This is a genomic window from Cupriavidus sp. FW216-B1 (assembly GCF_058789195.1).
In genome coordinates this window covers 35192-61413 of record NZ_JBYTEL010000014.1, presented here as the reverse complement: position 1 = coordinate 61413, position 26222 = coordinate 35192, and the positions used below count along the sequence as shown (strand labels likewise).

Genomic DNA, 26222 nt, shown 5'->3' with positions numbered 1-26222 from the left:
ACGCATCGAAATCCGGCTGGTCCGTATCAGCCACAACCCATCGCGGGACACTCGTCCCGTTGGGAAGGGGCGTCCCGATTCCCTCAGGACTTCCCATGAAACTTCCCAAATCCTTTATCCATCCGCTTCTTCCTACCAACCCTGCAGCCTGCCTGGCCCTGCGCAAGGATGCCTGTCGTATGCTGCGCCGTGTCGCCGGCGACCTGTCGTTGCGCCAGCGTGACTACACCATCCGAGCGCGCCGGCGGCCCCGCCATCAGGCGGAGGTCTTCACGCTCCATTCCGATTCGCTGTGCGTCCAGATCGAGCACTCCACCGCACGATCGACGGCGCTACTGTCGTTTCGCACCTGCCGCGGTCGCCAGGATCACGCTGGCGGTCGGGACAATGCCGTCAGCCTGGAAAGCATCACGTCGAAGGAGGGCTACTCGAGCTTGCTCGGGGCGCTCCGAGTCGTCGCCGGTCGTCGGAGTTGAGTGATGACGACCCTCATCAAAGTGGTTTTCAAGACAACCGGCGGTGAAGAAACAACCGCATTGGCGGCTCTGCTCAGGGACGGTGTTGTGGAGCTTCCGACGTCCCTGATGCAACGCATCCAGGTCGCCCTGGACGCTGGCGATGGCTACGCCCTTGCTGCACATCGGCGAGGCTATGCGTTCCCCTTGGCCCATCTGGACGGGGCACGATGCACCCTCGATGCTGAGCATGTGGCAAGCGAAAAGTGGTCGCGCCAGTTGGTGGATGCCTTTGTCCAGCCGAGCAAAGACCAGTTGCTTGCATCCGGCCGGTACTGTCACACACTATCGGCGGCGTGCACGGTTGGCCTGGTTGGGTACGTCGGTGGCCGCCCGGAATGGTCGATTACCAGTATCACGAACTGCGTGTGCCTTCTGATGGGTGCTGCGGTATTATTTGCCATCGGCGCCATCTATTCCAAAGGGGAAAAATGATGTTTGGGCCACTCGTATTAGTGCTTTCGTTGGGAATTGCAGGCTTTTCGCTGTGGGTTTTGCGCAACGCTGACCGCCAGCGTGCTTTGGAAGAGTGGGATCGTCTTTCCGTGACGAAGGGTCATAAATAAACAGCCACTTGGCCGCCCCTTCCTAAGGGAGAGCGGCTACGGTTGGATGCGTTGTTCTCATCGGTTCGCGTGTTCTTCCCGCCTACGTTCTGTGGATCAATGAACGCGGCCGGAACTATCACAAGGACTGACCATTCCTGATTCACCGCCGGCGTGCCTGCGCCGGCAGCATCCATGAACGCACCCCTCGGGGTGCGTTTTTTCGTTTCGACTTCCCATTCGGGCGCCGTCCCGATGGGGCGGCTCCCACCCAACAGGAGTTTCCCCATGAACATGATGGTCTACGGCGCTGGCCTGGCCAGCTACCCTGCCGGCGTGCATATGCACGTCGGCCTCTATCACTCGAACCTGCGCGCGGCGATCAACCTCACATGTGCGGACGATGGCATGCCCTACGGCTCGCTCACCGTGAACCTGCCGTCTGTGGACCTGGCTGATGACGAGATCCTGGTGACGGCCGACTGGAATCTGGCGCCGGACCTGAAACAGGCTTTCCTCAACACTGGCAAATTCGTCGAAACCGGCCGCTGGACGGAGGCCTGTCACGGCCGCGGTGCCCTGTGGCGCATCGCATGTCCGGATCTGCTGGCGTCGCTGTCTACCGCACGGTCGTTTGTGCCTCGGCGTCGCCAGCAACGTCAACCGGCCCACGCCTGATCTTTCTCCACCACCCATCCGGGGCACGTCCCCCGGTGGGGCGTGCTCCTATTTTGGAGCACCTGAATGTACCTCATCCATATCGGCGCTGAACGCGCCGACCCGTGCGCGACGCTCGCCGGCGTGCTCGAGTACCTCAACCGCGACCGCACACCGCGCGCGCCCATCAAACTTGACCAGGTCGCCGTGCGTCACATCGAGCGCGGCGATATCCCCGTGGTGCAGATCAACGGGGGACGGTTCGGTGTCCGGCCACCGGGCACCGCGAGATCGATTCTGAGCAAGATCATTGACGAGGTTGACCAGTTCATCATCCGCGTGAACGGCGGGATCCGCCGTCCTCACGAGATGAGCCGCGCATCATGGGGCGCCGTCGTCGCGGCCGGCCGTCTTGCCTACTTTCCCGAAGATGCAATCGACATGTCGCTGGGCGAGGCCGGCCCGCTGTTTCAGGCCGCCGATCTCTTCGAGGATCAGGCGCCGTTCGATATCAGTGCGTACGTGCAGGGCGAGTTTCGCAAGCGATTCGGCTATGGCACCAACGGGCCGGCATACTGCCGGAACCAAGCGCCAAATGCCAGACACGAGGTGCACGTCGCCTACGCGCTGTTGCGCGGTGACACCGTGCGAGAGTGCGTCATCAACATCTATCGCGATGACTCGTCCTTCAGCCGCTTCGGTTTGCAATGGATGCGAGCGCTTATCGATGTGCCCACCCTTCGAGGGGCGCTCCCCGAAGGCAAATTGAGGGAGCTCTGCAACGCGATGCACCGCGAGAAGTTGGCGATCACGGCAGCCAACGCCGGTCAGCTGGTCGGAATCATCCGGCGACTGCCGGACGACTGTACGTATGTCCACATCGACGATGCTCTGTTCGAGGCGAAGATCCTGCCACCACGCATGCCACCGCCGTTGCGCCTCCCGCAAGGCGAGTTTGCCAAGCCGGCGACCGGCCTGGCAGCACACATCCACCATACGACGACGCAGCACCGGTTCGAGGCCAGAATGTCGAAGGCGAGGGCGGAGCGTGAAGCGTTCAAGATCACGCAGCGTGAGTTCGACTATCAGGCGCGGGTAGCCGTCGTCGAGCGCGCAAGCGCTGGCTACGAATGGCCGAACCGGGTCGCACTGGCGGTTCTGCAGCGCAACGTCGCGGCCCTTCTCGAAATCCTCGATGGACCCAAGGACATGAACACCCTATCGAAGCGAGCGATTCGCGATGTGACGGGGGTTGACCTGCTGCATTGCGCGGCGACCATCCGCCGGCGCCGTATCTTCGCAATGTGCGACTTCTCCGAAGCGGAGCAGGCGCGGTGGGAAGATGAGGCGACCGCGGCCCGCGCGCAACGCCGCGCTGCGAGCGACTTCGACAGAGTTTGTGAGCGGGCCGAGGCTTCCCAGTGGCGGCTTGACGGCGGTCGGACCATGAACGGCCGAGAATACGTGGAGCTTTGCATCGCGGAGGGGTTCTCCGAGATCGTCGATCTTGCACGGGGAAGTGCCCGTGAATATCGATTCCACAACCCCGGCAAGCGCATCTCTCGCCGACTGCGTGCGAAGGACGGTACGCTGGCCTACGCTCGCGCACGGCTCGAGCAACTGGCGCAGACTGAATGCGTCGCAGCATGATCCTTGCCCCCCCAGCTCTACGGCTGGGGGTATTTCTTCGATACCCACACCGAAAACGCAAGCTTTCGCCGTGCATCAGCGCTCGCCAGGCGTTACGCTTCCTCTCTGAGATGTGTTTGCACTGAGCTGCCTCAATCCAAACACATTTTTACCCGCGTCCTCGACGCATCGACCTCGTGCCGGCACCCGTCGGCCATTTCTACATCCTCCCGCCAGGGTCTATCCCTGGTAGGGACGGCCTTCGTGGGCAAGCCATTCTCGTCCATGACCAACTTGTTCACCTAGTTCCCCCATCTCCCTTGTAGCTGGTCCTCCAGTGCTGCGGCATTGCGTCGCAGCACCTATCCGCAGACGTTCGCTCTGCGGCTGACATCCACACCAAGAGCTTTTCTTGCCCGCGACACCGGAGACGATCCGCGCCGCGCCTCTATTTTTCCCGAAGGAGAATCCTATGCATCTCGTTGAATCAATGGCTTACGTAAATGCCACCCCTTGGCACGGCCTCGGCCAACGCCTGGAGCCCAACCAACCGCTCGAAGTCTGGGCGGAGCATGCCGGTATGAACTGGCGCATCGAGGAGTCGAAGGTGCGCTTCCGTTCCGATATCGATGAACTCGATGCGCTGAAAGCGTTCGATCAGCAGAAGGTGCTGTATCGCTCCGATACGAAGGCGCCGCTGTCCGTGGTGTCCAAGCGCTACCAGGTGGTGCAGCCCGCCGAGATCCTGGAGTTCTACCGTGACCTCACTGAAGTGGGCGGTTATCAGCTCGAAACCGCGGGCGTGTTGAAGGAGGGGCGAAAACTCTGGGCGCTCGCGCGCACCGGCCAAAGTGCCGCACTCGCCGGCGGTGACGAGGTCAAGGGCTATCTGCTGCTCGCTACTGCGTGCGATGGGACGCTGGCCACGACTGCGCAATTCACGTCCGTTCGCGTGGTCTGCAACAACACCTTGCAGATTGCACTGGGCAACGGCCGCGGGGCGGTGAAGGTTCCTCACCGTAGCCAGTTCGACGCGCGCGCGGTGAAAAACCAGCTCGGCATTGCCACTTCCTCATGGGAGGCCTTCAAGGTTCGCATGGAAGCGCTGGCCGGCCGCAGGGTCAACAGTGCGGAAGTGGAGCGGTTCTTCCAGCGCGTCCTCAGCAATCCGACGCAGCAGTCGGCGGCCCACCGGCCGCCCGCGACCAACGATCGGGCCATGAAATCTGTTCTGGAGCTCTTCAACGGCGGTGGCAAGGGTTCGGCCATGCGCTCGGCGCAAGGCACCGCGTGGGGTTTGCTGAACAGCGTTACCGAGTACGTCGACCACCAACGCCGCGCTCGAACGCCAGGGCACCGGCTCGACGCCGCCTGGTTCGGCGTTGGCGCCTCACTGAAACAGTTGGCGTGGAACACCGCCATGGAGCTCGTGGACGCATGAACTAGTGCTCACCGTCAACTTCTTGGGCCTCTGAGCCCTTAAGTCTGATCGCCTCTCCGCCGTTTGCATAGGTGTGTTGAGGCGATCCGTATCTATCCCCGGCTAAGTCCGGGGTTTTTTTTTCCCGTTGCTATGACGACTAATCCCACTTTCATCGGCTGCCCAGCGTGGCTCTTTCATCAACTGCAGGTGCGCTTTCGCACGTCGCTGGAATACCGGAAGGCCAATGGGGATTTGGGGCATCTCGCCAGGCAGCGGGGAGCGGAGCGACTTATGTCCGATCGACCGATTGACCTGTATGGGTTTGCGAAGAACCGGTATTCCATGCTCTACTTGGCATGGCAGTCCGAGTTTCACTCCCATCCCGATGGGGCAATACCCCCAGCTTTCGACACTTGGATGGACTCCCGATTTCTTATCGGCCACCGAAGCTCAGAGATATTTCGTAATGGTGCCGCGGTCTTCGAGTTGCGCCACGGCTCGACCTACGAGATTCGCGATGCCGACGGCAAGCTGCGTGTATTCCGCTGCCAGCTCGATAACGGCTTCCCGCATATCTCCTTCATGGACCCGGACGCCGGGCAGGTATTCCCGTGGATCACGATGCCCGGCGTGTTCAGTCAAGCCGAGCTATTCTCTCTACGAGAGCTACCCTGAAAAAAAGCCCGACGTTCTGTCGGGCTTTTTTTATTCAAGCGCTCAAAGCTTGACCAGCTTCGGAGCGATTGCGGGGAGCGTGATAAGTCGCTCGACCGGTCACAGGGGCACCATCCATCCACGAAAGGCGATACCGAAATGCGAGTTTTCCGGGAGCAACCCGATATCGTGATATTGAGCTTCCGACCTTCTTCTATGTCTCGGTGGGTGCCGGTGTGGCCCCCGTGTACGCGACCGAAGGGACCCGGGAGATCGTTGCGCCTTCCAAGTCGGCCTCGAGCCCAAGGCGAATGGTGCCGCCATAGAAAATGCGCGCCATCGCACGTCCGTTTACCAGCAGCGATGTGCGAGCTTTGACGTCTCCCTCGACGACGCCATCGATAACGACGTGCTCTCCCTCGACGCTGCCGCGAACCACTGCGCCCCGAGCAATGTGAACAAGGCCACTCGAAGACGAAACGGCGCCATCGACGATACCCGCGCAGGTGATACCGTGGTCGCTCACGAGATCCCCGTGAATGCACATCCCGGCCTGGACCAGGCTGAAACTTGGTGTGTTGTTCATGAGGATATTCAGAATAGTCTGATGTCGGCCGGGTGCGTTCCGACCTTTTCCGGGGGCGAGGTGGGCTTGGCCGGACTGGACGGCGCGGGTGCCTTACCCTTTGTGGGCGTCATTGCAGACGGCTTGCCACCGGCGCCGACTTCGCTACCTGCCAGCGACGATGGGGACGCATGCGCTGTGTCGACCGACACCGCGGCCGGCTGGCTAGCTGCCGGCTCGGACCGCGCGGCTGGCCATTGCTCCGACGTAGCCAGCGCGGCTGCAGGTGTCTCCACTGCGGACGCACTCTGGGACGTCGCCGGCGCCGCGGCCGCGACAGATGCCGCGGTCGGCTTGGTGGCCATGGCGACCAAGCGACCACCGAGGAGGGCGATCCCGGCGCCGACTGCGAGAATCGCGGCCACGCGAACGGATTGCTCGAGTCTGCCCCTGGGGGGGCGCTCCTGATCGGCTTGGCGAGTGCCGTCGGGAACTGACCAAAGGCCTGCCGGTCCCTCAGCCGTGACATCGATCGTGATGGCAGGTCGCGCGTATTGCTGGTGCATTCGTTCAATATCGGTGAGGGTCATTCGGTCTTTTCCGTGGATCCGGGAATGGGCGAAGCCGGAAGGCGAGAGCCATCCGGCGCGTACTTGTCGTTATCGGGCATGCACAGGCGGTGAATTTGGGAGATCCGTCGAGCGGCCGCATTGAGAATTTGCTCACGCTCGCTGCCGGACACGGATCTGGCCGCGCTGCAAAAAAGAGAAACAGAGAACAATCTGTCGTATTGTCGAACCAATCGGAGAAGGCGCCCGGCGAGCGGATGTGTGATTTGCACCTGGATCTCGCGCGACGCGACGGCGAACTGGATTTGATTGCGTGCCTCCCAATCGGCGAGGCTTGCTTCGAACCAATCCTCTGCCTCCCGGAACGCGATGTCCAGTGCTTTCACCTTTCCGCCGCGGCCGACGCTGAACTTGGCCGAACAGAAGTAGAAGTTCGCGTCGAGGAAATCGCGCGCGAACGTCGAATAGTACGTCGCAATGGCACCAGTCGCGGTGTCGGGAACGATTCTCGCAATCCGATCATCGCTATTGAATCGTTCGATGGTTCGAAGGCCACCATCCTTTGGTGAACCGGCGCTCGCGCCCTGGCCTGATTCTCCTTCATCGACGTCGCGATTCCTCTCGGATTCCGATCTAACCGCTATTGGGTCTTCAAGCATGTTCAGGTTTCCGCGTTCTCTCTCGCGAGCAATTGTCGGACAAGAACGGACAGCATTTGCTAGCGAAAGCTATACGAAATTCGTGAGCTTTCGGCGATCCGCAGTGCGGATCGTGTGACAGAATTCACTCACACCCTGCGTCACCGACGCATCGACTCTGACTCCTGGCGAGTCCATCCCTTTGTACAAAGTCGTGCCTTGCGCATGCTCCGACCAGCTGGCTACTGGTGTGGAATTTTCTCTTGCTAAGTGTTTTCGCCAAGCATTTCCCATCGTCAGCTTGTAAAACGCGTCTGCGTCTGTGCCTCTTATGAGCGCACGCGGGACACCGTTCGAGCCTGGGACCATGTGGCGTCTCTCTCAAGGCCCCTCCTAGGCAGAACGGCCGTCGTTGGCTGATCCGTGAACCTGCGGCCGAACCTGTGGGTTCGCAAATGGGTTGTTGTGCAGCGTGAACATGCTGCACGGGGCGACTTTACGTCCCAAGCATGAGCAGTGCGCATTCGCGCGCCGCTCCCTGTAAGCCATGCCCCCGGAAGGGGCGTGGCTGCAGGTTTCTCGAACAAAGCTCGCTACCGGCATTTCCGGAGCGAGCTTTTTTTGTTTGTGAGAAACCTCGATTCGGGAGATGCCATGCAGGAACACGCCGAAATCTCCGCTGCGATCGCAGCAACGCTGATCCGCCGCCGGCCCGACTATGTCGAGATGCCCGTGGCGTGGCGAGATCTATGTGAGGCGGCACACGTCGCCAGTCTTCCGGAAGCCGCTCGCGCGGCGTTCCTTTCTCAAGTAACGACCCAGCGCGGGGCCGATGTAGCCCTGCGCCTTCGGGAGCAGGCTGCGTCGATCCGTGCGAACGTCATTCGATACCTCGACAGGAGAGCAGCATGCAAGCCCCTATCACCTACAACGACTTCGGCAGTGCCAGAAGCATCCTAGACGAGCGGCCCGCGCGGCCGCCGATCATCGGCAAGATCCGCCCTGGCATCAAGGTCCTGACACGCAAGGCCCGCGAAAACGCCAAGGCAGTTGCAATCCATGATGCGCTGCTCGCTCAGGGCAAGTCATTCGAGGCGATCGGGATCGAGATCGAACGGGTGACTTCGATCAAGAACCCCTTGGTCCCGAAGAACACGCCGTACTTCACGTGCCGTGGCTCGGATTTCTCCAACCCTGACGTCGCCGACGAGATCCTCAAGCTGTACGGCGAGGATAAAGGCGACGGGCGGCGGCTCTGGCGCTTTCCCGTCATCTTCGCGTTCGACGACTGGCTCCAGAACATGCCGAACCAGTTGGTCGCGTGGGGCGCGGCGGGTCGGAAGTACTTTTCCGAATACGGCTCCGATGGCGTTCGCTACTGCAAGACGTATGCGCCCGCGCAGAAGAGCGAGCGAGCCAGCCGCGCGAAGCGAAACTGGGGCGGGCGTCAGATCATCTTGCGGCAGGACAACGAGATCCAGGACGGCCGCTGCGATCCGCACGAGTGCCCGCAGTATCAGGCAGGTGCGTGCAGCCTTTCAGCGTCCTTCTTTTTTGCGGTCCTGAAGATCAAGGGCCTCGGCCTGATCGAGCTGCCCACGACCTCCATTTACGTGCTCCAGAAAGCCTACGCTGCCATGCAGACGGTCTCGCTCGCGCGCGGCCGTCTCGTCGGTGTGACGTTCTGGGTCTCGAAGATGGAAGTCGAGGTGAGCCGCATCGGCGAAGACGGCCAGCCCATGCGTCAAAAGCAGTGGTTGATCACGCTCGATGCCGATATCGATCTCGGCGCGTTGCTTGACGGCACCGACCGGCCCCAGATCTCGCACGTGGAGAAAGCGGACGAAGCTGTTGCCATGCTGGAAGCCACGGGTCCCGATCGAGCGGTCGAGACAACCATCGCTGACTCGCCCGCTGACCTGCACGACCGAGTCTCGGTGCACACCGACGTTGGGGCAGGCGAAGCCGACCACGTCGATGACCTCGAAAGTCAGTTCGATGATCTTCTCACGCGTGTTGGGTTGAATAACCCGGAAGGGCGCGAGCAGATGAAGCGCTTCGCCAACGCAAGCTTTGGCCACGGTTGGCCGAGGCGACCGAACGACATTCGCCGACTCCTCGACGACATGCGCGTTGCGCTGGCCAATCCGCTCGCTTTCCGCGAGCAGGTTGCCGCAGTCTCTCGCGAACTCGCTCATTGACCGCCGGCCACGTGCCGGAATTCGTGAAAGGAAGCCTTCGGGCTTCCTTTTTCTTTTCTCTCTCCGGCTCGCCCGGTATCCATGATGGAGGCTTTCATGAAGTTTCAGGAACGCGATCAGCTTCGCGTCGGACACTTCTCCGACTTGCATTACTCGCCCGGCAACCTGGTTGAAGCCGATCGTTGCTTTGGCTTTGCTGTCGACGACGCGATCGCTGCGGGCTGCGATGCCTATGTGATCTCGGGGGACTCGACGGACCACCGGCTCGATGCGCACTCGCCGGCGTTCTCCGGCCTGGCGCGTCGTGTGCACCGGCTGGCTTGCGCTGCGCCCGTGCTCATGCTGCAAGGCACCTTCAGCCACGAGCCGCCGGGCACGCTGGATGTGTTTCGCTTCGTTGGGGGAGAGGCCTGCCCTGTGTACGTGGCGGACCGCATCCACCAGGTCGCGCTAAGCCGGGGCGAGTTCATCGCCTCTCACGGTTCCGTGTTCACGATCGAAGAGCTCGAGGAGATCGCGGAAACCCATGGCGATCCCAAGGTGGTTTTCACCTGCGTGCCGACCGTGAACAAGGCGACACTTGCGGCCGCCGTAGGCGTGTCCAATGCAGCCACGGCTGTTGGTGATCATCTGGCGGCCTATCTCGCGGCGGCTGGGGCAATCAACCGGCTGCTACGTGAGCAGGGTATTCGTACCATTGGCGTGTCCCACGGCACGGTCAACGGCTGCCAGACAGAGCACGGTGTGCCGATGGCGGGGTTCGATCATGAGTTCACGATCGGCTCGCTGTTTGACGCCGATTGCGACGCGTTCATGCTTGGCCACATCCACCGCGCCCAGCAATGGGAGCGCGAGGGTAGGGTGGTGGCGTATCCCGGCTCCATCGGGCGCTTCCATTACGGTGAGATCGGAGCGAAGGGCTATCTGCGCTGGAATATCGAGCTGGGTCAAGTCACCGCCACGCAGATGGAGACGCCCGCGCGCGAGACAGTCTGCGTGGACTTCGACGGCCCGCCGGACATGGCTCGACTTGCCGAAGTTGCCGCCGGCGCTGCAGATAAGTTCGTTCGCATTCGCTGGTCGATCAACGAGGAGCACCGGCAGCTGGTCGACCGTGATGCCATTCAGGCCCTGTTCCGCAACAGCGCCGAGGTGAAAATCGAAGCGCGTATCTTGCCTGCGGTGCGTAGCCGCGCGGAAGGCATCAGCCGGGCCGCCAGTCTGCCTGAGAAGCTCGGGCGCTGGGGCGAGCTTGCCGGTGTCGATACTGGTCCGTTGGTCGATCGGCTGTCGCAGTTGCAGAACCTGGATGCACAGTCCATTGCCGACGGTGTGCTGGCCAACCTGGCCGATCTCGACATTCCACAACCGGTGCCGTCAGCAGCTGCGATGCAGTCGGCCCTGCCTGCCTCTGTTCCACCGGTCGCACCGGTGCAGAAGTCGGCTGCGTTGGATTGGCTGAACGATGACCTGTTCGCGGCCGAAGCCGCCTAACCCTAGAACGTGCGAAAGCCATGTTCCGACAGCCTTCGGGTTGTCGAAAATTGGTTTTACCCCGCGTCCCCGACGCATCGATCCGCAGTATCCATTTCTTTTCTTCTACCCTGACGGGTGCTTCCCGTCCGGGGTGCACTCTGTCGTTCTCAGGAGTGCATCATGATTCTGTATCACGCTGGCCCCGCGTGGGCTCGTACGTTTGAAGTCGAGATGCCCCAATCGGATCTCGCAAACCGCCTTTGTTCCGACCACGGCTTCTTGCGTGGCATGCTGTTTCAGCCGTTCGGCATGCACCGCGGTGCGGTGATCGCCACGCGCGAGCACATGCTGGTCATGGCGCTCGGCACTGACACGGGCGCGACCTGGTTCTCCGTGGCGCCCGCCAAAGAGATCCAGGATTTGCTTTGGTCGTTCTCGAACGGCTACGCCAGCCAGTGGAGTGCCCGGGAACTGAAGGCGCTCTCGGGCTGCGAAGACTGGCAGGCCCTGCAGTTGGCAGTCCGCGGGCAGTTTGTCGCGGCGGTCCGATCGGTTGAGCGGGCAATCGCCGGCAAGCCGGAGCACGATCCCGAGCCGATCAGCGAGATGCCGGACGACGATGTTTTCGAACTCCCGTCGGACTACCTGCAGGCCATGCCGATGGAGGATGCACCATGCGTCCACTGAAACTCACGCTCACAGGGTTCCGTGGCGTGCGGGACGGCATGCATCGCGACAGCGTCACCATCGATCTGACGGGCTTGCCCACGGGACTGATTGCCCTCGTCGGCCCTTGCGGCGCCGGCAAGACCACGATCATGGACAACGTGCAACCGTATGCGCTCATGCCGAGCCACGCGACCAAGATGACCCCGGACGGCTTCTCGTACTGGGACCATCTCTGTGCCCCGCGCGCGGAGAAGGATCTCGAATGGGAGCACGGTGGCAAGGTCTATCGGTCCGCATTCACTTTCCGCAATGCGGGCAAGAGCCGCAAGGCAGAGTACTACTTGTTCGAGATGGGTCGTGATGGCGCCTGGGAGCCTGCCGAACTGCCTGATGGTACGATCTCTGACGGCAAGGCGGAGACCTATGGCCGATGCGTGGAACCGATTCTTGGGTCTCCCGAAGTGTTCTTCACCAGCGTGTTCTCCGCACAGAACCGGCGGCCGCTTGCCAGCTATCAGGCGGGCGAGATCAAGAAGCTGCTCGCAGAGCTGCTCGGGATCGATCACCTGCGCGAGGTGTCCTCGAAGGCGAATGACGTGGCCAGGCTGTTGGGCCGCGCACTCGATGCCATGCAACGCGACGTGCTGATCCTCACCGGCAAGCGCGACGCGACGCAGGCGATGGCCAAGGAGATCGGTGAGATCGACGAGGCATTGACGGGCAAGCGCCGCGCGCGAACTGGGGCGCTTGAGGATGGAGCGAAGCTTCAACAAGAGCGTGCCACGCTCGCAGCGAAGCATGCCGCATCTGCTGCGACTGAGGCGCGGCTGCGCGAGCTGAAGCAACGTGAAGGCGAGCTGGTGGCGCAAGCTACCCGGTTGGTCGGTGATGAGAAGCTTGCGAAAGCCCGTGCCGATGCGCGCCTGAAGGAACTGGACAAGGCGACTGCTTCTGCGAACGCTACGCTCGATCAGTCGGCGGTGATTCTTGCCGCGGACGGGGAGCGTGATACCTTGCAGATGGCTATCGGCCAGAAGCAGGCGGCGTGGGAAGCCGGCCAGGTCGAGCTTGCAAAGCTGGAGGCCGTCCAGGTTCGCCGCGCCACACTCACGGCGGAGCTTCATGGCCTTGAGCAGCGTGGGTCGGTTGCCGCACAGCTCGCCAAGTCGTTGAAATCGCAGGCTGACGTGATCGAGACGGTTCCCTGTCACGACCATGCCATGCATGCGACGTGCCCGTTGCTTGCGCAAGCGCGCGACGCCCGGCTCAAACTCGGCGAGCAGACCGTGCAAGTGAGCGGCCTGCGGACTAGCTACCGGGAGAAGCAGGAGGCTCTCAAGGCAACGGACGCTACGGTTGTCGGTCTTCCGGCGGCCCGTGCAGCCCAAGCCACGCTGCAACAGAGCATTGCCCGTGATCAGCAGCAGATCCAACGGCTGACGGCCCTGGCCGCGAGGAAGCCATTGCTCGCGGCAGCGAACGACACCCTTGCCAATGCGAAGCGCGACATGGTGGCACTAGGCACCGAGGGTTCGGAGCGCCTAGCCCGCTATCAGCGCGATGTTGCGGACGTTGAGGTGCAGGTCACGGCGGTTCGCCGCGAGCTATCGGCGTTGGCGACAGAGGATGTCACTGGCATGCTTGCTGATCTCGACCGGCGCATCACTGCCGGCCGGGAGACTACTGTGGCGCTCGACGGTGCGATCGAAGCACTAATCCGCCGGCAGAGCACGTTGGCTGCGGACCGTGGTCGCATCGAGGCGGAGCTGGCCGGGCTGGCGGCATTGGAGGGTAGGGCTTCGGCCTTGTCCGACGAGATCGCGCAGTGGAAGCTGCTCGCCAAGGGCTTGGGCAACGATGGCGTGATCGCGTTGTCGATCGACGATGCTGGACCCGCGATCGCAAAGATCGTTAATGACCTGCTGCTTGCCTGCTACGGGCAGCGATTCACTATCGCGATCCAGACGCAGACCGAGCTGGCCAACGGGGAGAAGCGCGAAGGCTTTGAGATTCTCGTGTTCGATGCAGATAGCGGCACGGATAAGAACTTCGCGTTCATGTCCGGCGGTGAAAAGATCTGGGTCAACGAGTGTTTGACTCGCGGTATTGCGCTCTACCGGGCGCAGGATTCGGGGCAGTTGTTTCACACCGTGTTCACCGACGAGTCGGATGGTGCGCTTGACCCCGAGCGCAAACGGGCTTTCATGCGTATGAAGCGCGAAGTGCTCCGCCGCGGCGGGTATCAGCGTGAGTTCTTCATTTCGCACACCCCAGATTCAATCGACGAAGCCGATGCAGTAATTGACGTTGGAGCCCTGTCGGCCCGAGTGAGCCCTCCCGAACTGGCGTCTTGACTAACCCGATGGGGCATGCCCCATCGGGGCTGCTCCGTCTTCCTTCTTCGTGCCATGAAACTTCCTCTTATCCTGGTGCTCTTGCTACTCGTCCTGCTTGGAGCGGCGGAGCTTTACCCTTCGCCGAAACCGCAACCGAACAAGGTGCCTAAAGCGGCCCAGACGCGGCTGATCGTCGAATACCGCGCCAGCGCGCTGCCGAATACGGGCACGCTATAGCGCCCTCATCCTTAACCGTACGGCGCTCCCTAGGGAGCGCCGTTTTTCTTGCTATTCCGATGACCTGTCACCTAGTACAAACCGGCCCTGCACCGCGGTGCCGACGGCCTCTCCTCGCGGCGGTAACGTTGCCGGTTCTCGTGGCTGCGGCCGGGATGGATGACCTCGACGAAGCCCTGCGATTGCTCATGGGCGTTGCCGACATCGCTGCTGGCGACGTGGCCGGGGTTTTCTTCTCCGGCGAGCCGGATGGGCAGTGGCTTTCTTCGAGCCTAGCCAGCCGGATCGGCTGGCTCGTGCAGTGGCTCCTGGCTGAGGCTCGGGCGGCGAGCAGGTAACGTTCTCAAAGCCTGTCCGTCAGTGGCGTACGTCCTTTCGTTACTTCATCTCTTCAATTCCCCCGAGGGCGGTGTGGCCCACGGGGGCTGGCCGCCCATTCATTTTCAGGAAGCCAGCATGAGCCAGAACATTGAATTGTTTTCACAGGGCGCGTTCGAGCCTGTGGAGAAAAAGATCGCGCGCGCTGTAGGTGTCGTAGTTGATCTGTTCCGCGAGGGGCCCCGATGTTCCTCGCCTTCATCGGTGGCAACGAAAGCAGCGTCGTTGCGGCAAGCAGCCTTCACCTAATGCAGCTTTACGCCCATCTACAGTAGCGCCATCGTGCACAGCAGGAGCCAGGGCAACAGGGTAAGGGTCATCTCCTTTCCGCCCAAGGAATCAGGCAGTCCACTCGCACTGAACGAGCAGGTTAGGCCCGCCGGGAAGATCGCCATGTCGTTGATGTCTTGAGCGCGAGTCTTCTCAGCCGCAGTGTGGGTATAGGTCAGCAGCGTTGAGCTTCCAATGTGGAGGAAGTTCCAGCCGGTGCCGAGCAAGACCAGCGCCGTGGCGAAGAGCCGGAACCCGTGCCCGCCTTTGCATTGACAACAGCGCCGACTCGGCGGGCCAGCGGAGGCCTTCGCGCTAGAATCGTCTAAGAATCGTTGTAATTCGTCTAAACGAATTTATATTATCCGATTAATATGCAGAATGATTTTTTAATGCACGATCCGTGTCAAGCAGCTGAAAGTCAGGGCGTCTGCGAGAGCTAGGCATTGCGCCCTTTGAGCAAGAAGGACACCATGCCCGGAAATAGCAGGCACAACCGACATATCCCGAAGTCATGCGCCCATGCCGACGAGGCGGGAAAGGCCCAACGCGCCACTCGTTCTGGGACCTCCTGCGCCGCGGCCGGAGACGCAACATGACGCTGATCCTAGCTGCCGCGCTGGCGTTCGCGATTGCTGCCGTGACCGCTCCTGTGGGGGTGTCCGGCGCGGTGTTTCTGATGCCAGTGCAGCTCAGCGTGTTGCATACTCCGAGTCCGTCTGTCACGCCAACGAACCTGCTCTATAACCTGATGGCCCTTCCCGGCGGGCTGCTGCGCTACAAGCGGCGCGGCAAGATCCAGTGGTCCCTGACCCGCCTGCTGATCGTAGGCACGATCCCCGGCGCGATCGCGGGGGCCATCATCCGGGTCACCTGGCTGTCCGGGCCGCAGGCCTTCCTGCTGGTGGTCGCCGCCGTGCTGATTCCGCTGGGCGTCTGGCTGCTGTTCGGTAGAAGCACCCGTCAGCGCGACGGCACCGAGGTCCACGGCCACCACCGCACCCTGATCATCGCCCTGGCCTTGGCCGTGGGCGTCATCGGGGGAATCTACGGCATCGGCGGCGGATCGCTGTTGGCCCCGATCCTCGTCGGCATGGGCTTCGCCATCGGTCACGTCGCGTCCGCGGCGCTGGCTTCCACGTTCGTTACGTCGGTGGCTGGCCTGGTCACCTATGTCGTGCTCGGCTTGAAGTATGGGAGCGGCATTGCCCCGGACTGGGCGCTGGGCATCGCCCTGGGCATCGGTGGCTTCGCGGGCACCTACGCCGGCGCCGCCTTGCAGCCCTGGCTGCCGGAAAAGCTGCTGCGCCGCGTCCTCGGCGGAATCGGCATTCTTGTCGGCGCCCACTACGTCTGGCCTGTTCTCGCCTGATTCCGCAACCGGGCGCTGGACATCCCGGATGTCCAGATAACGATATGCGCACTCGATCTGCACGGCGAACTATTCTTGCAATCCAGATTCCATGAATCGGGTGAATGATCGCTAGTGAAGGAAGGTACATGGTACAGCTAGGACCAGGACAGGCCATCTACGAGAATCTAGCGGAGATCGCGCAGGCGATCGACCACGTTCATCGCATCGAGCTGCGGGAACTCCTCGCCCAGGGCGAGCACAGTGTCGAAGCCCTGGCCGAAGCCTGCAAGCTCACCTTCGGCAACACGTCGCGCCATCTCCAGATTTTGCAGTGGGCGCAACTGGTGACCGCCGAGCGCCAGGGTAAGCACATGCTTTACAGCCTTGCGGGACCGGAAGTGGTCGTCTGCCTGCTCAAGTCGCTGGGCTGCGTGGGCGAGCGCAACCGCGCTGAGGTGCGCCAGATCATGTCGGACTACTTCTCGGCGCGCGATGCGCTGGCGCCCGTGACCAGGGACGAACTGGTCGAGCGGCTGCGCGACGGACGGGTGACGCTGCTCGACGTCCGCCCGGAGCATGAATTCAGCCTGGGCCACCAGCCGGGCGCGTTGAACATCCCGCTGGAAGAACTGGAAACCCGGCTCGCCCGTCTGCCAAAGAGGTGGCAGATCGTCGCGTACTGCCGCGGGCCGTACTGCGTGCTGTTGTTCGAGGCGGTGGCCTTGCTGCGCGCGAAGGGGTATCGCGTGCGACGCCTGGAAGACGGCTTTCCGCAATGGCAGGCGGCAGGTCTGGAAGTGGAGACCGCCGAAGCCTGACAACGTCCCAAACCACACAGAACATCGTTCGCAACCATGAAGCCATCGACCTACACCGCCTCGCACTGGGGCATCTATGAAATACAACGCGACGCGCAGGGGGTGCCTTCCCTGGCGCCTTGGGCGCGGGACACCGACCCCTCGCCGATCGGCCTGCACGCGCTCGCGGCCAACAATGCGCCGCAGCGCATCCTGCGCCCGGCCATCCGAGCCGGCTGGCTGGATCGCCAGGGCGCCAGCCGCGAGGGGCGCGGCAAGGAGCCCTTCGTCGAGGTGCCTTGGGACGAGGCGCTGGACCTGCTTTCTGGCGAGCTGCGGCGCGTGATCGACACTCACGGCAATGCCGCCATCTACGGCGGCTCCTACGGCTGGGGCAGCGCCGGCCGCTTCCACGGCGCTGCGGCCCATCTTCATCGTTTTCTCAACGTGCAGGGCGGCTACGTGCGCAGCGTGGATTCGTACAGCCTCGGCGCGGGCAGCGTGGTGACGCCCCACGTCGTGGCATCCGTCGATGCCGTGCTGGCCGACAGCGACGACTGGGAGACGCTGGCGCAGCACACGCGGCTGCTGGTCTGCTTCGGCGGACTGCCGGCCAAGACGGCGCAAACCGACTTCGGCGGCGCGGGCCGCCACCGCCTGCGCGACGGACTGCGCCGCCTGGCCGCCAGCGGCGTGCGCATCGTCAACGTCGGACCGAGCCGCGAGGACATCGAGCCCGGCATCCCGGCCCAGTGGCTGCCGATCCGGCCCAACACCGACACGGCGCTGATGCTCGCGCTGGCCCACGGCGTGCTGGCCGAGGGCCGGCATGACCGCGCCTTTCTCGCGAGCCACAGCGTCGGCTGGGAGCGCTTCGAGGCCTATCTTCTGGGACACGCCGATGGCGTCGCCAAGGACGCCGCCTGGGCCGCCGGCATCACCGGGGCGCCGCGCGAGCAGATCGCGGAGTTGGCCGGCGCGCTGGGCCGCGAACGCACGCTGTTGACGGCGATGTGGTCCTTGCAGCGCGCCCACCATGGCGAGCAGCCGTTCTGGGCGCTGGTGGCCCTGGCCGCGGTGCTGGGGCAGATCGGCCTGCCCGGCGGCGGTTTCGCGTTCGGCTACGGCGCGGCGAACTCGGTCGGCCATCGCAGCGCGCGCTTTGCCGGCCCCACCTTCCCGCAGGGGCGCAATGCGGTGGATGCTTTCATTCCCGTGGCGCGCATTGCCGACATGCTGGCCCAGCCGGGCGGGAGTTTTGACTACAACGGCCGCACGCACCGCTATCCGGACATCCGGTTGGTCTACTGGGCCGGGGGCAACCCCTTCCACCACCACCAGGACCTGAACCGGCTTGCGGCGCTTTGGCGAGGGCCGGAGACCGTCGTCGCGCACGAGCAGTTCTGGAACGCGCACGCCAAGATGGCGGACATCGTGTTGCCGGCCACGACCTCTCTGGAACGTGACGACATCGGGTTCTCGGGGCGCGAGGCACACCTCGTGGCGATGCGGCAGGTGCTCGCTCCGGCGGGCGAGGCGCGCGACGACTTCGAGATTTTCCGGGGATTGGCGCAGCGGCTCGGCGTCTTGGCCGAGTACGCCGAGGGCCGCGATGCCGGCCAATGGCTGCGGGCGCTGTATGAGGAGGCGCTGCCGCGTGCCCATGCGGTCGGTGTGGAACTGCCCGCGTTCGACGTGTTCTGGGAGCAAGGGATCGTCGATTTCGAGGGGACGGCGCCACCCAGGAGCTTTCTGCAGCGTTTTCGTGAAGACCCTGCTGCGCATCCGCTGAAGACCCCTTCCGGGAAGATCGAGATCTGGTCCGAGGCCATTGCCTCGTTCGGCTACGACGACTGCCCTGGCCACCCGAGCTGGTTGGAGCCGGCCGAATGGCTCGGCGCCACCGATGCGCAGCAGTTGCACCTGGTGTCGGACCAGCCGGCGACGAAGTTGCACAGCCAGCTCGACCATTCGGCGCTCAGCCGGGGGGCGCGCGTCGACGAGCGTGAACCGCTGACGATCCACCCGGAGGATGCGCGTGAGCGGGGCATCCAGGACGGCCAGGCCGTGCGTGTCTGGAACACCCGGGGCGCGTGTGTGGCGGCGGCCCGACTGAGCGATGGTGTGCTGCGCGGGGTCGTCAGGCTTGCCACCGGCGCCTGGTTCGATCCGTCCGCGGAGGTGCCCGGACTCGACAAGCACGGCAATCCCAATGCGGTGACAAGTGACCTGCCGGCTTCGCGCTTGTCGCAGGGCTGCGCAGCGCAGACCTGTCTGGTGCAAGTCGAGCCATGGAGCGGGCCGCTTCCGGCTGTCTCTGCGTTCGAGTTGCCGCGCTTCGTCGCGCGCGGTGGCTAAGAACTCATTTCAAAATGAAGATTCGTCCCGCTGGAGGGTACGCCAGCAAATGAGGCAGCAGGCCAGCTTGAGTAAGCCTTCATGAATGTCCGCACGACGCTCGAAGCGGGTGCGCAGACGCCGGAATGCGTGCAACCAAGCGTTGAGTTCGCTCTACCACCCAGCGAACCTTACCCAGGCCGCTGCCGTGAGGTTCGCCGCGCCGGGCGATGGAGGTGGGGATGCCGGCAGCGTGAAGCGGCCTTCGATATTTGTCGTGGTCGTACGCGCGATCAGCGTAGATGCGCCCAGGCTTGCGCAAAGGCCGGCCTCGGCATCCTCGGATAGCCGGAATCGCTTCGATCAGAGGCAGAAGTTGGGTGATGTCGTTACGGTTTGCGCCGGTCAGGATGACCGCGATCGGCGTGCCGTTCGCATCGGTGGCGACGCGGTGCTTGGAACCTGGTCGCGCGCGATCGGTGGGGTTCGGTCCTGTTTTTGGCCCGCCTCAATCGCTCGAACTGAAGAGGAATCGATGACGACACGTGAGAAATCGATGCGGTCGACCGCGCGTAGCTTCGCCAGCAGGACTTCGTGCAACCGATCCCATACGCCGGCGCTTTGCCAATCGCGTAGCCGACGCCAGCAACTGACCCCGGAGCCGCAACCTATCTCGGCGGGTAGTTCGTTCCACCGAATGCCGCTCCTCAACACAAACAGGATGCCGGTCAGTGCTCCCCGATTTGACGCCGGCATGCGACCCGGATATCGGAATCGTCGCCGCTTGGCCGCGGGAAGAAGCGGTTCGATCAGTGCCCACAGTTCATCGTCAATGATTGGCTTGCCCATCCCCTCTGTCCTGTTGTCACAACGGATGAGGTTAACAGGATCGCCCTGAAGTACCCAGCAGCTCTTTTTGAAACAGGTTCTTAGGCGGTGTTGCTAGCGCCTGCGGGCGGAAGTGGACTCGAACTCGACCGGCCCCTGCACGCGGCCGCGAGCCCATCGCGGGCAATCATCGGCGCCGGCGAAGTGGAGGGATCGAGCATGTGTGTGCTGCTCTGGTGTGTGTGATTGCCGAGAGGTGAGGGCCAAAGTGATTCGCCTGCATGGCACCTCAGCTCGAGCCAGACACATTCAACGCTTATTCTGTTGGCAATGTGGCGGCAATTCGATCGGCCGTGCGGGTGCTGGCCAGCCCGAGCAGTTCGCTTACCTCGACGCGATCGCGCCCTGCAAGCAACTGCCGGCGACAGAAGGTATTGCGGAGGATTCGCGGACTCATGTCGTCTGCCTCAAAGTCGATGGCCACCAGTGCCGAACGGACGATCCGGCCTAGACCCATGTCCGCAATTGGCTTGCCGAGGTTCGTGAGCGAAAAAAGTAGGTCACTGGCAATTGGCAGCGTAGCCCGGCGGGCCGACCAGGCTGTAAGGACGGGCAGGGCAAACGGGGGGACCTGAACCGTCCTTGCGTCTCGCGCTCCATGGCCACGGACGTGCAAGTACGGCGGGCTTGCCGCGGTCTGGAGGTCCACTTGGGTGGCGCTGCGGCCCTCGGCCGCTGTGATGCCGGTGCCAAGAAACAATCCAACGATTGCTCGTGCCCGCAGATGGGCAAGATCGTCGTTAGGAGAGGGCTGTATCCAAGCCTGGAGGGATTCGTCTGCTTCCTGAGGCAAGTAGATGGGGGAGGGGTCTTCATCAGGCCATTGCGCCTGCCGTACGAGCTCCTCCGCCGGATTGCCGTCACGCACAGCAATGGATACTAGATGTCGACACAGCCGGTCCAGCAGTTTCAGATAGCGCATCCGTGTCGCAGCGCTGTATGTGGCTCCGGCCTTCGTTTGCCAGAGGGAGTGGATATGGTCGGCGCCGAAACTGGCCACGGTCACGCCGCAGTCGTGCAGATGTCGCTGAAAGTGCTCAAACATCGCTCGATGCTGAACCACGGACCGGGCCGAGAAGGGACGGCGGTCAGCACCAACGGCTTCGTGCGTTTGCCATTCACCGAACGCAGCGGTCGGTGCGGTGAGCCAAAGAGACCGTTCAGTCATCGGGATGCGCGGGAAACCCCGTCCTTCAGGACGGGGATGGATAGCGCGGCGTGCGCAGCACGCCCTTCTCCCGCTTCTCCTTTGTAGAGGCTATCTTTGGATCGAAAATGGTAGCCATATCCATCGGCTCGCTGCACCAGCGAGCAATGGCGATGGCTGATACCCTGTACGACACCGTTCGGCGTTTGGATGTTGAATGAACCTGATGCCCGTACTGCAACGCGGCCCGCATAGGTGCCGGCCTTCTTTCCGCTTGGCACGACAGCGTGCACCCGGTCGCCCGTCTGGAATCCCTTAACCTGCTTCCGGCGCATCAAGTAACCGCGCGGGAACCCCGAGGCAGTCAGCCGCGTGCGCTGATAGCTGCCACGCCCCGTCGCTTTCACTTCAAGAGTGGGTCGCTGCCAGCCGGTGATAGCGTTGACGTCGCCGACGCACGCCGCATCCAGTGCATGGGTCTTTGGAATGGTGTGCGCGGCCCGGTTGAACTTGGTTCGGCCTCCCGAGGCGAGTTCAAGTGGCAGGCCCGTGGCCCGCAAAGCGTTCGCCAATGCCCAGCGCGTCGCGTTGATGGCAGCGGCGTCCTTCAGCGGACGAGCTGCGGTTGTGAGGATGCGCGCGAGACGCGTCGGGTCCTTGACGAACTCTCGGACGTCGCGTGAGCCCTTCTTCTGGTTACAGCATTCGCAAGCCAACCCGAGATTGCCGACGCGGTTTGTCCCGCCCCTTGCCCTCGATGTCAAGTGCTCGACTTGAAGGGGGACGCCCTCGGCATCGCAGTAGATGCAGGCGCGGCCCCACCTTTCGAGCAGGTATTCGCGCACCTCGTAACCGGCGAGCGTACCCTGTTGGTACTCGACGCCAGAAATTTCCGGATTTTCCATTGCCTGCATGTCAAAGCGCACCAGCTCAGACGAGACGCCATTGACGGGAGCCCAACGGCGGATGCGCTGGACCCATGCCATCGTCGTGTCCACGCGATGCTGGAGCGATGGCGCGAGCCAGCCTGCCGGGCGCGTACGATTCAGGAAGCGCGGCGCCCGATAGCGCAGGTTCGCGCCGCGGCGACGCCGGCGCATGGAACGGCGAGCCGTCAGCCCTTCGCTGATCTGGCCGCCACGATGCACGAGTTCGAACAGGCTCAACACTGCCGCACCACGTTGGATCTCCCCGGATACGGAGCAAGCCAGCTCCGTATCGCGCACTAGCGCCCCCCCGGTCATCTTGCTGCCTGGGTCCAACTTGATACGCAGGGGCTGAAACTCGCAGTCATCGACCGTGCGGTCAACCAGACGGATAACGGCCGGCACAACGCGATGCACGCGCGCCCGGCGACGCTCAAGCAGTAATCGAGCGCGCTTCTCGGTGCATGGCATGAGCGGCTTGCCATGCTTGTCCAGAACAAAAACCGACATGATCGGCTCCTATGTATGTGCCCTTACGGGCCTTGTAACGCCTTCCTCACGGAAGGTCTCCCCTCGGGCAAGTTGTGCAGCAGCTTGGGATGACTCCCGGCGATAGCCCGTTTCGTGCCTGCCCGTGGCTTGTCTGCTGCCATCGCTTCCAGAGCGCCGAACTGAGGAAGCATTCGGCGGTGGGTCTGCGCACTTCTGCACAACGTAGCGGCCTGGTTACCGCTTGCCCTGGTCAATCTCGGGCTCTCGGGATTGCTCCCTCAAGCCCCTCCCTTCAGGGAGGGGTTATTGACTGGCACGTACCTCATCAAATAGAGTTATATACTGAATTTATCATCCCACATACCCATGCGCCGCTTCGCGGCGAAATAGCGACAGATAACTCGAGGTCAAGCGGGCTAGAGGTGGCGAAGACAGACCCAACGGCCGACAACTGTGATTCCACCACCCCGCGTCGGCTCCTCAACATCGGCTTCGGCTGTCAGGCCGCGGGGACCAGCGAAGATTCGGCGGATGGTTGCCGATTTATCCGGGACTCCGCGCAGATGCGAGTAGCTGAGCCGAACTCGGTCGCCAACAACGAACCTCCCGGCCCGCCGGTAGCAGGGTGTACCGTTGGGCAGCACCCCGATCCGCTCCGATGGCTCGAGGGCGATATACCTCAGGAACTTGCCGAGCTGGGAGCGTTGCTCGCCGATGCCGCCGCGGGTTTCAATGAGGCCCGCGGGCTGTTGCGCGCAGTTGCGGTTGGTGACTGCCGCTCGCATCACGCGGCGATATTGCTCGCCGCCCGCCAGGAAGACTTCCCCAAAGCGGGCCGGCCAGGTCGCGCCGGCCATCACGACGTGGAGGTCCTCCAGCAAGCGCGACCATGCGTCATTCTGAGGTCATAGGGTGCAATGTGGGCGTCCGCGTCGATAAAGCCATGCAGCGCAGACAAGATAATGACGTGCAACTGCGAGTCCGGGCGGCGGTGGGCCCGGAAAGTCTCGTACATCACGCCGCGATACAACTCGATCGCGGGAGCGGCCTGATCGAGCTTTGTCGCGGAACAAGCCAGCAACAGCAACGGGGGAGGGGAGGCCGGCACGTCCGGCTCGAGGAGGGGTAGTCGTCCTTTTCGTGCAAAATCTGGCGGCTTCGTTCGATTTGTCCTTTTAGATCAACAGTTTGGAGATTCATGAATTTCGTGAGCGCTCTCCTTTTTGTGCAAAACCTGGCGGTTTTTCTGGTCGACCCCGAGTCGTGTATCAATAGGACTTGCTGGCCTTCAAGGAGTGCGGTCAGCTTGGGCAGCCGGTTAGCCTTGTGCTGCGGTTTAGGTCGTAAATGCCTGCCCGAACTGCCGCGCGCGCTTGACGTCGTCGGTGTGCAAGTAGATCGACGTGGTTGAGATTGACGCGTGGCGCAGGTTATCGCGCACCGCGCTCAGCTCGACGCCCTTGGCGAGTGCATGGGTGGCGTGGGTGTGTCGCATCCAGTGGGGAGTCGCACGGCGGAGTTTTTCGGCCAGGTCCGGATGGTCGTCCCCAATGACGTGGACTGCGAGCCTGAAGAACCGGCGCATGATTTCCCATAGGCGCAGCGCTGTGATGCCGCCATCTGCGCCGTCCAGGCTACCGATCACAGGCGTGGCCGGCTCCCAGCGTGCACGGCTGACAAGAAGTCCGCGCGCCTGCAGGTAGCGATCCAGCGCGACACGCGCCAGCGGTGTCAGGGTGACCCTTCCCGGCTTGCCGCCCTTGCCCACCACATGCAGCCAGTGGTCCCCGGCGGCATCGATTTCAATGTTGCCCAACGTGGCGCTAGTCAACTCGCTGATCCGCAGGCCGGTCGCGTAGCCGAAATCCAGCAGGAAGCGCAGCCGCTGTGCCGCCAAAGGCTGCCAGCCGTAAGACCATTCAAGTCCGTTGGCGATAGCACGGGTCAGCAGCAACTCCCCTTCCGTGAAGGCGTGGGTGGTCTCCTCCGCCATGGCGCGTTGACTGCCGCGCACCTTAATGCCCGCAAAGGGATTTGCGACGACATAGCGCTGCTCGATCAGCCAGCGGAACATGGCGTTGAGGACAGCGAGCGCATGGGCGACTGAGCGTGGCGACAGGTTATCGACGAACGGCCGCCAGTCCGGGGATGTGCGCGAGCGCGGTGGACCAACCCATCGCTCGCGTGGCGTCGGTTTGCGCAGGAATGTCCGATAATCCGTGGCATCCTTGGTCGTGAGCGATGACAACGCCTTGCCACGCGCGGCAATGGCCCACAGGATCAGGCGCTCAGCTTCCTTGCGGTAAGCACGCAGGGTGGCCGGCGATTCGTGTAGCGCGAGCCAGGCCTGGATAGCCTCATAGTCGTTTTCCACGCCCAGAATGCAGCTCGACGCGAGTGCCCGAAAAGCCCCGGCCGAGCCGTCGACATCGTGAGGCAACCGCAACTGTTCCCAGGGCGTCACAATCGACGTTCGCTCCGCGGCGATCAGGGCGCGAGCGCGTTCAGTCAGCGCCGGGTGCGCGGCAAAGAAGGCTTCGATTTTGCGGGCGCTGGCAGGCCCAAGTCCCGGAATGGCCGTCCACCACTGTCGCCGGCGCGGGATCCGCACGGTGAGATCGGACAAGGTCTCGATTCCCGTGGCGTGTAAGGCATCGACTGCACGTGCCGGCAGCCAGCGCGCGATTTCGTCGCTAATCTGTGGCGTGGGGAGCTGCAGCATGCGCAGTTGCTCGAGCGCCTGCGTAGCTGCCTTCGCATGCCGTTGACGTTGATCGGCCGGGCATTCGAACACGCTCGCCAAGTCCAGACGATGGCGTTGGCGAGCGTACTGGACGAGCTGCCGACGGATTTGCCCGATGAGCCCGCGTGCGGACCTACCGGGCTCAAGGCACTCGGCAAGGAAATGCGCGACCGCCTGGCGAGAACTCGCGCCTTCGTACCAGGCGCGCAGCGCGGCCAGCGCAGCGGTCTCGGGGAAGCCATCTGGGCTGGGCAGGTGTCGGGGCATTTCAGTGAGAGCGTGTTTTGTACCAACTTGATAGCACAAGGATAATAACTCTTATCTCTATAGATCTATGGGACCACGAGGAATCGGGTGCGGCGGGCCCGCTATCCCGGGCGCAAACCGCTGGACGATTGGGCCATGCAGGGCTTCCCAGGCGGCTGTGTGCCAAAACGATGCACGAGCGAGCTGATCGCCAAGATTTTTGCAACAACGCTGGTGGCTCAATGGGGCGAAATGTCTAAGTCAACATTTGTGATTGCAGCGAAGGCATCGAGCGGTCGGGAAACCTCGACGACCGGAGATAAACTAGAGCGCCACAGATTCCAGCGAATCTCTGATCGTCAAGGCGTCTCGGCGGGCGCCCTCCGATCGATAGATGGAGTATGAAATGCCAATATCTTCCTGGACCAGGCTAGCCGCGTCGCTCGTGACCGTAGCGTTCTCTGTCACTGCGGCTGAGACCACGCAGTCTGACCAGCATCCCGAATCTTCAGTCGTCAAAGAAGACAAGC

At 62.9% G+C, this 26222-nt stretch carries 24 protein-coding genes and 1 pseudogene; 16 read left to right on the top strand and 9 right to left on the bottom strand.

The genetic code is table 11. The features are described from left to right. The first annotated feature begins 95 nt into the window (after positions 1-95). The 6 genes from AC3WXD_RS24440 to AC3WXD_RS24415 all read left to right on the top strand — a co-directional run bounded on the left by AC3WXD_RS24440 (position 96) and on the right by AC3WXD_RS24415 (position 5444). A complete protein-coding gene (locus AC3WXD_RS24440) occupies positions 96-476 on the top strand; it encodes a hypothetical protein (RefSeq protein ID WP_059414416.1) in 381 nt (126 codons plus the stop codon). 3 nt (positions 477-479) lie between these two features. After that, positions 480-950, top strand: coding sequence for a hypothetical protein (locus tag AC3WXD_RS24435; RefSeq protein WP_059414414.1), 471 nt, complete (start codon positions 480-482; stop codon positions 948-950). 398 nt (positions 951-1348) lie between these two features. Then, the gene (locus AC3WXD_RS24430; RefSeq protein WP_059414412.1) at positions 1349-1738 is read left to right on the top strand and encodes a hypothetical protein; all 390 of its coding nucleotides are present in this window, start codon (positions 1349-1351) and stop codon (positions 1736-1738) included. Positions 1739-1804: 66 nt separating this feature from the next. Continuing rightward, positions 1805-3367 (top strand): ubiquitin family protein, encoded by a 1563-nt coding sequence (locus tag AC3WXD_RS24425; RefSeq protein WP_059414410.1) that lies wholly within the window; start codon positions 1805-1807, stop codon positions 3365-3367. 451 nt (positions 3368-3818) lie between these two features. Then, positions 3819-4787: a DUF932 domain-containing protein gene (locus AC3WXD_RS24420; protein ID WP_059414408.1), complete on the top strand. Its 969-nt coding sequence runs from the start codon at positions 3819-3821 to the stop codon at positions 4785-4787. 273 nt (positions 4788-5060) lie between these two features. Continuing rightward, positions 5061-5444: a hypothetical protein gene (locus AC3WXD_RS24415; protein WP_059414406.1), complete on the top strand. Its 384-nt coding sequence runs from the start codon at positions 5061-5063 to the stop codon at positions 5442-5444. A gap of 193 nt (positions 5445-5637) precedes the next feature. Here AC3WXD_RS24415 and AC3WXD_RS24410 read toward each other — a convergent pair whose 3' ends face one another. The 3 genes from AC3WXD_RS24410 to AC3WXD_RS24400 are packed head-to-tail and all read right to left on the bottom strand — an operon-like array spanning position 5638 to position 7216. Beyond that, positions 5638-6009 (bottom strand): bactofilin family protein, encoded by a 372-nt coding sequence (locus tag AC3WXD_RS24410; protein ID WP_059414404.1) that lies wholly within the window; start codon positions 6007-6009, stop codon positions 5638-5640. An 8-nt stretch (positions 6010-6017) separates the two neighbouring features. After that, positions 6018-6578, bottom strand: a complete 561-nt coding sequence (locus AC3WXD_RS24405; protein WP_156173995.1) for an NADH-quinone oxidoreductase subunit E — start codon at positions 6576-6578, stop codon at positions 6018-6020. Beyond that, positions 6575-7216 (bottom strand): hypothetical protein, encoded by a 642-nt coding sequence (locus AC3WXD_RS24400; RefSeq protein WP_231586613.1) that lies wholly within the window; start codon positions 7214-7216, stop codon positions 6575-6577. The genes AC3WXD_RS24405 and AC3WXD_RS24400 overlap by 4 nt, the downstream gene beginning before the upstream one ends. Positions 7217-7849: 633 nt before the next feature. On the opposite strand from AC3WXD_RS24400, the gene AC3WXD_RS24395 reads away from it, so the two are divergent. The 10 genes from AC3WXD_RS24395 (at position 7850) to AC3WXD_RS24350 (ending at position 19271) form a co-directional block, all read left to right on the top strand. Further along, positions 7850-8155 (top strand): DUF7696 family protein, encoded by a 306-nt coding sequence (locus AC3WXD_RS24395; protein ID WP_082079998.1) that lies wholly within the window; start codon positions 7850-7852, stop codon positions 8153-8155. Further along, positions 8104-9396, top strand: a complete 1293-nt coding sequence (locus AC3WXD_RS24390) for a recombination directionality factor (RefSeq protein ID WP_059414402.1) — start codon at positions 8104-8106, stop codon at positions 9394-9396. Before AC3WXD_RS24395 ends, AC3WXD_RS24390 begins: the two co-directional genes overlap by 52 nt. 96 nt (positions 9397-9492) lie before the next feature. Further along, complete coding sequence (locus tag AC3WXD_RS24385) at positions 9493-10890, top strand: metallophosphoesterase family protein (RefSeq protein ID WP_059414630.1); 1398 nt, start codon at positions 9493-9495, stop codon at positions 10888-10890. Between the two features lie 162 nt (positions 10891-11052). After that, positions 11053-11559, top strand: coding sequence for a hypothetical protein (locus AC3WXD_RS24380; RefSeq protein ID WP_059414399.1), 507 nt, complete (start codon positions 11053-11055; stop codon positions 11557-11559). Then, a complete protein-coding gene (locus AC3WXD_RS24375; RefSeq protein ID WP_059414397.1) occupies positions 11547-13895 on the top strand; it encodes a sbcc family protein in 2349 nt (782 codons plus the stop codon). The genes AC3WXD_RS24380 and AC3WXD_RS24375 overlap by 13 nt, the downstream gene beginning before the upstream one ends. A 374-nt stretch (positions 13896-14269) precedes the next feature. After that, entirely contained in the window at positions 14270-14452 is a 183-nt protein-coding gene (locus AC3WXD_RS24370) for a hypothetical protein (protein ID WP_156173994.1), read from the top strand. Positions 14453-14570: 118 nt separating this feature from the next. Next, positions 14571-14741, top strand: a complete 171-nt coding sequence (locus AC3WXD_RS24365) for a hypothetical protein (RefSeq protein WP_156173993.1) — start codon at positions 14571-14573, stop codon at positions 14739-14741. Positions 14742-15357: 616 nt separating this feature from the next. Then, positions 15358-16134: a sulfite exporter TauE/SafE family protein gene (locus tag AC3WXD_RS24360; protein ID WP_059414391.1), complete on the top strand. Its 777-nt coding sequence runs from the start codon at positions 15358-15360 to the stop codon at positions 16132-16134. A 128-nt stretch (positions 16135-16262) separates the two neighbouring features. Beyond that, entirely contained in the window at positions 16263-16934 is a 672-nt protein-coding gene (locus tag AC3WXD_RS24355; RefSeq protein ID WP_059414628.1) for an ArsR/SmtB family transcription factor, read from the top strand. 36 nt (positions 16935-16970) lie between these two features. Further along, positions 16971-19271, top strand: coding sequence for a molybdopterin-dependent oxidoreductase (locus tag AC3WXD_RS24350; RefSeq protein WP_059414390.1), 2301 nt, complete (start codon positions 16971-16973; stop codon positions 19269-19271). Between the two features lie 9 nt (positions 19272-19280). On the opposite strand, the pseudogene AC3WXD_RS24345 reads toward AC3WXD_RS24350, so the two are convergent. The 6 genes and pseudogenes from AC3WXD_RS24345 to AC3WXD_RS24320 form a co-directional block, all read right to left on the bottom strand. Then, positions 19281-20099: pseudogene (locus AC3WXD_RS24345) on the bottom strand (IS5 family transposase). A gap of 295 nt (positions 20100-20394) precedes the next feature. Continuing rightward, on the bottom strand, positions 20395-21183 hold the full coding sequence (locus AC3WXD_RS24340; RefSeq protein ID WP_231586612.1) for a tyrosine-type recombinase/integrase: 789 nt from the start codon (positions 21181-21183) through the stop codon (positions 20395-20397). A gap of 119 nt (positions 21184-21302) precedes the next feature. Beyond that, positions 21303-22721, bottom strand: coding sequence for an RNA-guided endonuclease IscB (iscB, locus tag AC3WXD_RS24335; RefSeq protein WP_492324869.1), 1419 nt, complete (start codon positions 22719-22721; stop codon positions 21303-21305). Between the two features lie 398 nt (positions 22722-23119). Further along, positions 23120-23584: a hypothetical protein gene (locus AC3WXD_RS24330; RefSeq protein WP_059414386.1), complete on the bottom strand. Its 465-nt coding sequence runs from the start codon at positions 23582-23584 to the stop codon at positions 23120-23122. Continuing rightward, complete coding sequence (yaaA, locus tag AC3WXD_RS24325) at positions 23560-23811, bottom strand: peroxide stress protein YaaA (protein WP_370552864.1); 252 nt, start codon at positions 23809-23811, stop codon at positions 23560-23562. Before yaaA ends, AC3WXD_RS24330 begins: the two co-directional genes overlap by 25 nt. 228 nt (positions 23812-24039) lie before the next feature. Next, positions 24040-25713, bottom strand: coding sequence for a site-specific integrase (locus tag AC3WXD_RS24320; RefSeq protein WP_059414381.1), 1674 nt, complete (start codon positions 25711-25713; stop codon positions 24040-24042). Positions 25714-26222 lie beyond the last annotated feature (509 nt).

Excerpts from the sequence above, each read along its gene's own strand:
- AC3WXD_RS24440 (WP_059414416.1), top strand. The coding sequence starts at position 96 with ATGAAACTTCCCAAATCCTTTATCCATCCGCTTCTTCCTACCAACCCT.
- AC3WXD_RS24435 (WP_059414414.1), top strand. The coding sequence starts at position 480 with ATGACGACCCTCATCAAAGTGGTTTTCAAGACAACCGGCGGTGAAGAA.
- AC3WXD_RS24430 (WP_059414412.1), top strand. The coding sequence starts at position 1,349 with ATGAACATGATGGTCTACGGCGCTGGCCTGGCCAGCTACCCTGCCGGC.
- AC3WXD_RS24425 (WP_059414410.1), top strand. The coding sequence starts at position 1,805 with ATGTACCTCATCCATATCGGCGCTGAACGCGCCGACCCGTGCGCGACG.
- AC3WXD_RS24420 (WP_059414408.1), top strand. The coding sequence starts at position 3,819 with ATGCATCTCGTTGAATCAATGGCTTACGTAAATGCCACCCCTTGGCAC.
- AC3WXD_RS24415 (WP_059414406.1), top strand. The coding sequence starts at position 5,061 with ATGTCCGATCGACCGATTGACCTGTATGGGTTTGCGAAGAACCGGTAT.
- AC3WXD_RS24410 (WP_059414404.1), bottom strand. The coding sequence starts at position 6,009 with ATGAACAACACACCAAGTTTCAGCCTGGTCCAGGCCGGGATGTGCATT.
- AC3WXD_RS24405 (WP_156173995.1), bottom strand. The coding sequence starts at position 6,578 with ATGACCCTCACCGATATTGAACGAATGCACCAGCAATACGCGCGACCT.
- AC3WXD_RS24400 (WP_231586613.1), bottom strand. The coding sequence starts at position 7,216 with ATGCTTGAAGACCCAATAGCGGTTAGATCGGAATCCGAGAGGAATCGC.
- AC3WXD_RS24395 (WP_082079998.1), top strand. The coding sequence starts at position 7,850 with ATGCAGGAACACGCCGAAATCTCCGCTGCGATCGCAGCAACGCTGATC.
- AC3WXD_RS24390 (WP_059414402.1), top strand. The coding sequence starts at position 8,104 with ATGCAAGCCCCTATCACCTACAACGACTTCGGCAGTGCCAGAAGCATC.
- AC3WXD_RS24385 (WP_059414630.1), top strand. The coding sequence starts at position 9,493 with ATGAAGTTTCAGGAACGCGATCAGCTTCGCGTCGGACACTTCTCCGAC.
- AC3WXD_RS24380 (WP_059414399.1), top strand. The coding sequence starts at position 11,053 with ATGATTCTGTATCACGCTGGCCCCGCGTGGGCTCGTACGTTTGAAGTC.
- AC3WXD_RS24375 (WP_059414397.1), top strand. The coding sequence starts at position 11,547 with ATGCGTCCACTGAAACTCACGCTCACAGGGTTCCGTGGCGTGCGGGAC.
- AC3WXD_RS24370 (WP_156173994.1), top strand. The coding sequence starts at position 14,270 with ATGGATGACCTCGACGAAGCCCTGCGATTGCTCATGGGCGTTGCCGAC.
- AC3WXD_RS24365 (WP_156173993.1), top strand. The coding sequence starts at position 14,571 with ATGAGCCAGAACATTGAATTGTTTTCACAGGGCGCGTTCGAGCCTGTG.
- AC3WXD_RS24360 (WP_059414391.1), top strand. The coding sequence starts at position 15,358 with ATGACGCTGATCCTAGCTGCCGCGCTGGCGTTCGCGATTGCTGCCGTG.
- AC3WXD_RS24355 (WP_059414628.1), top strand. The coding sequence starts at position 16,263 with ATGGTACAGCTAGGACCAGGACAGGCCATCTACGAGAATCTAGCGGAG.
- AC3WXD_RS24350 (WP_059414390.1), top strand. The coding sequence starts at position 16,971 with ATGAAGCCATCGACCTACACCGCCTCGCACTGGGGCATCTATGAAATA.
- AC3WXD_RS24340 (WP_231586612.1), bottom strand. The coding sequence starts at position 21,183 with ATGTTTGAGCACTTTCAGCGACATCTGCACGACTGCGGCGTGACCGTG.
- iscB (WP_492324869.1), bottom strand. The coding sequence starts at position 22,721 with ATGTCGGTTTTTGTTCTGGACAAGCATGGCAAGCCGCTCATGCCATGC.
- AC3WXD_RS24320 (WP_059414381.1), bottom strand. The coding sequence starts at position 25,713 with ATGCCCCGACACCTGCCCAGCCCAGATGGCTTCCCCGAGACCGCTGCG.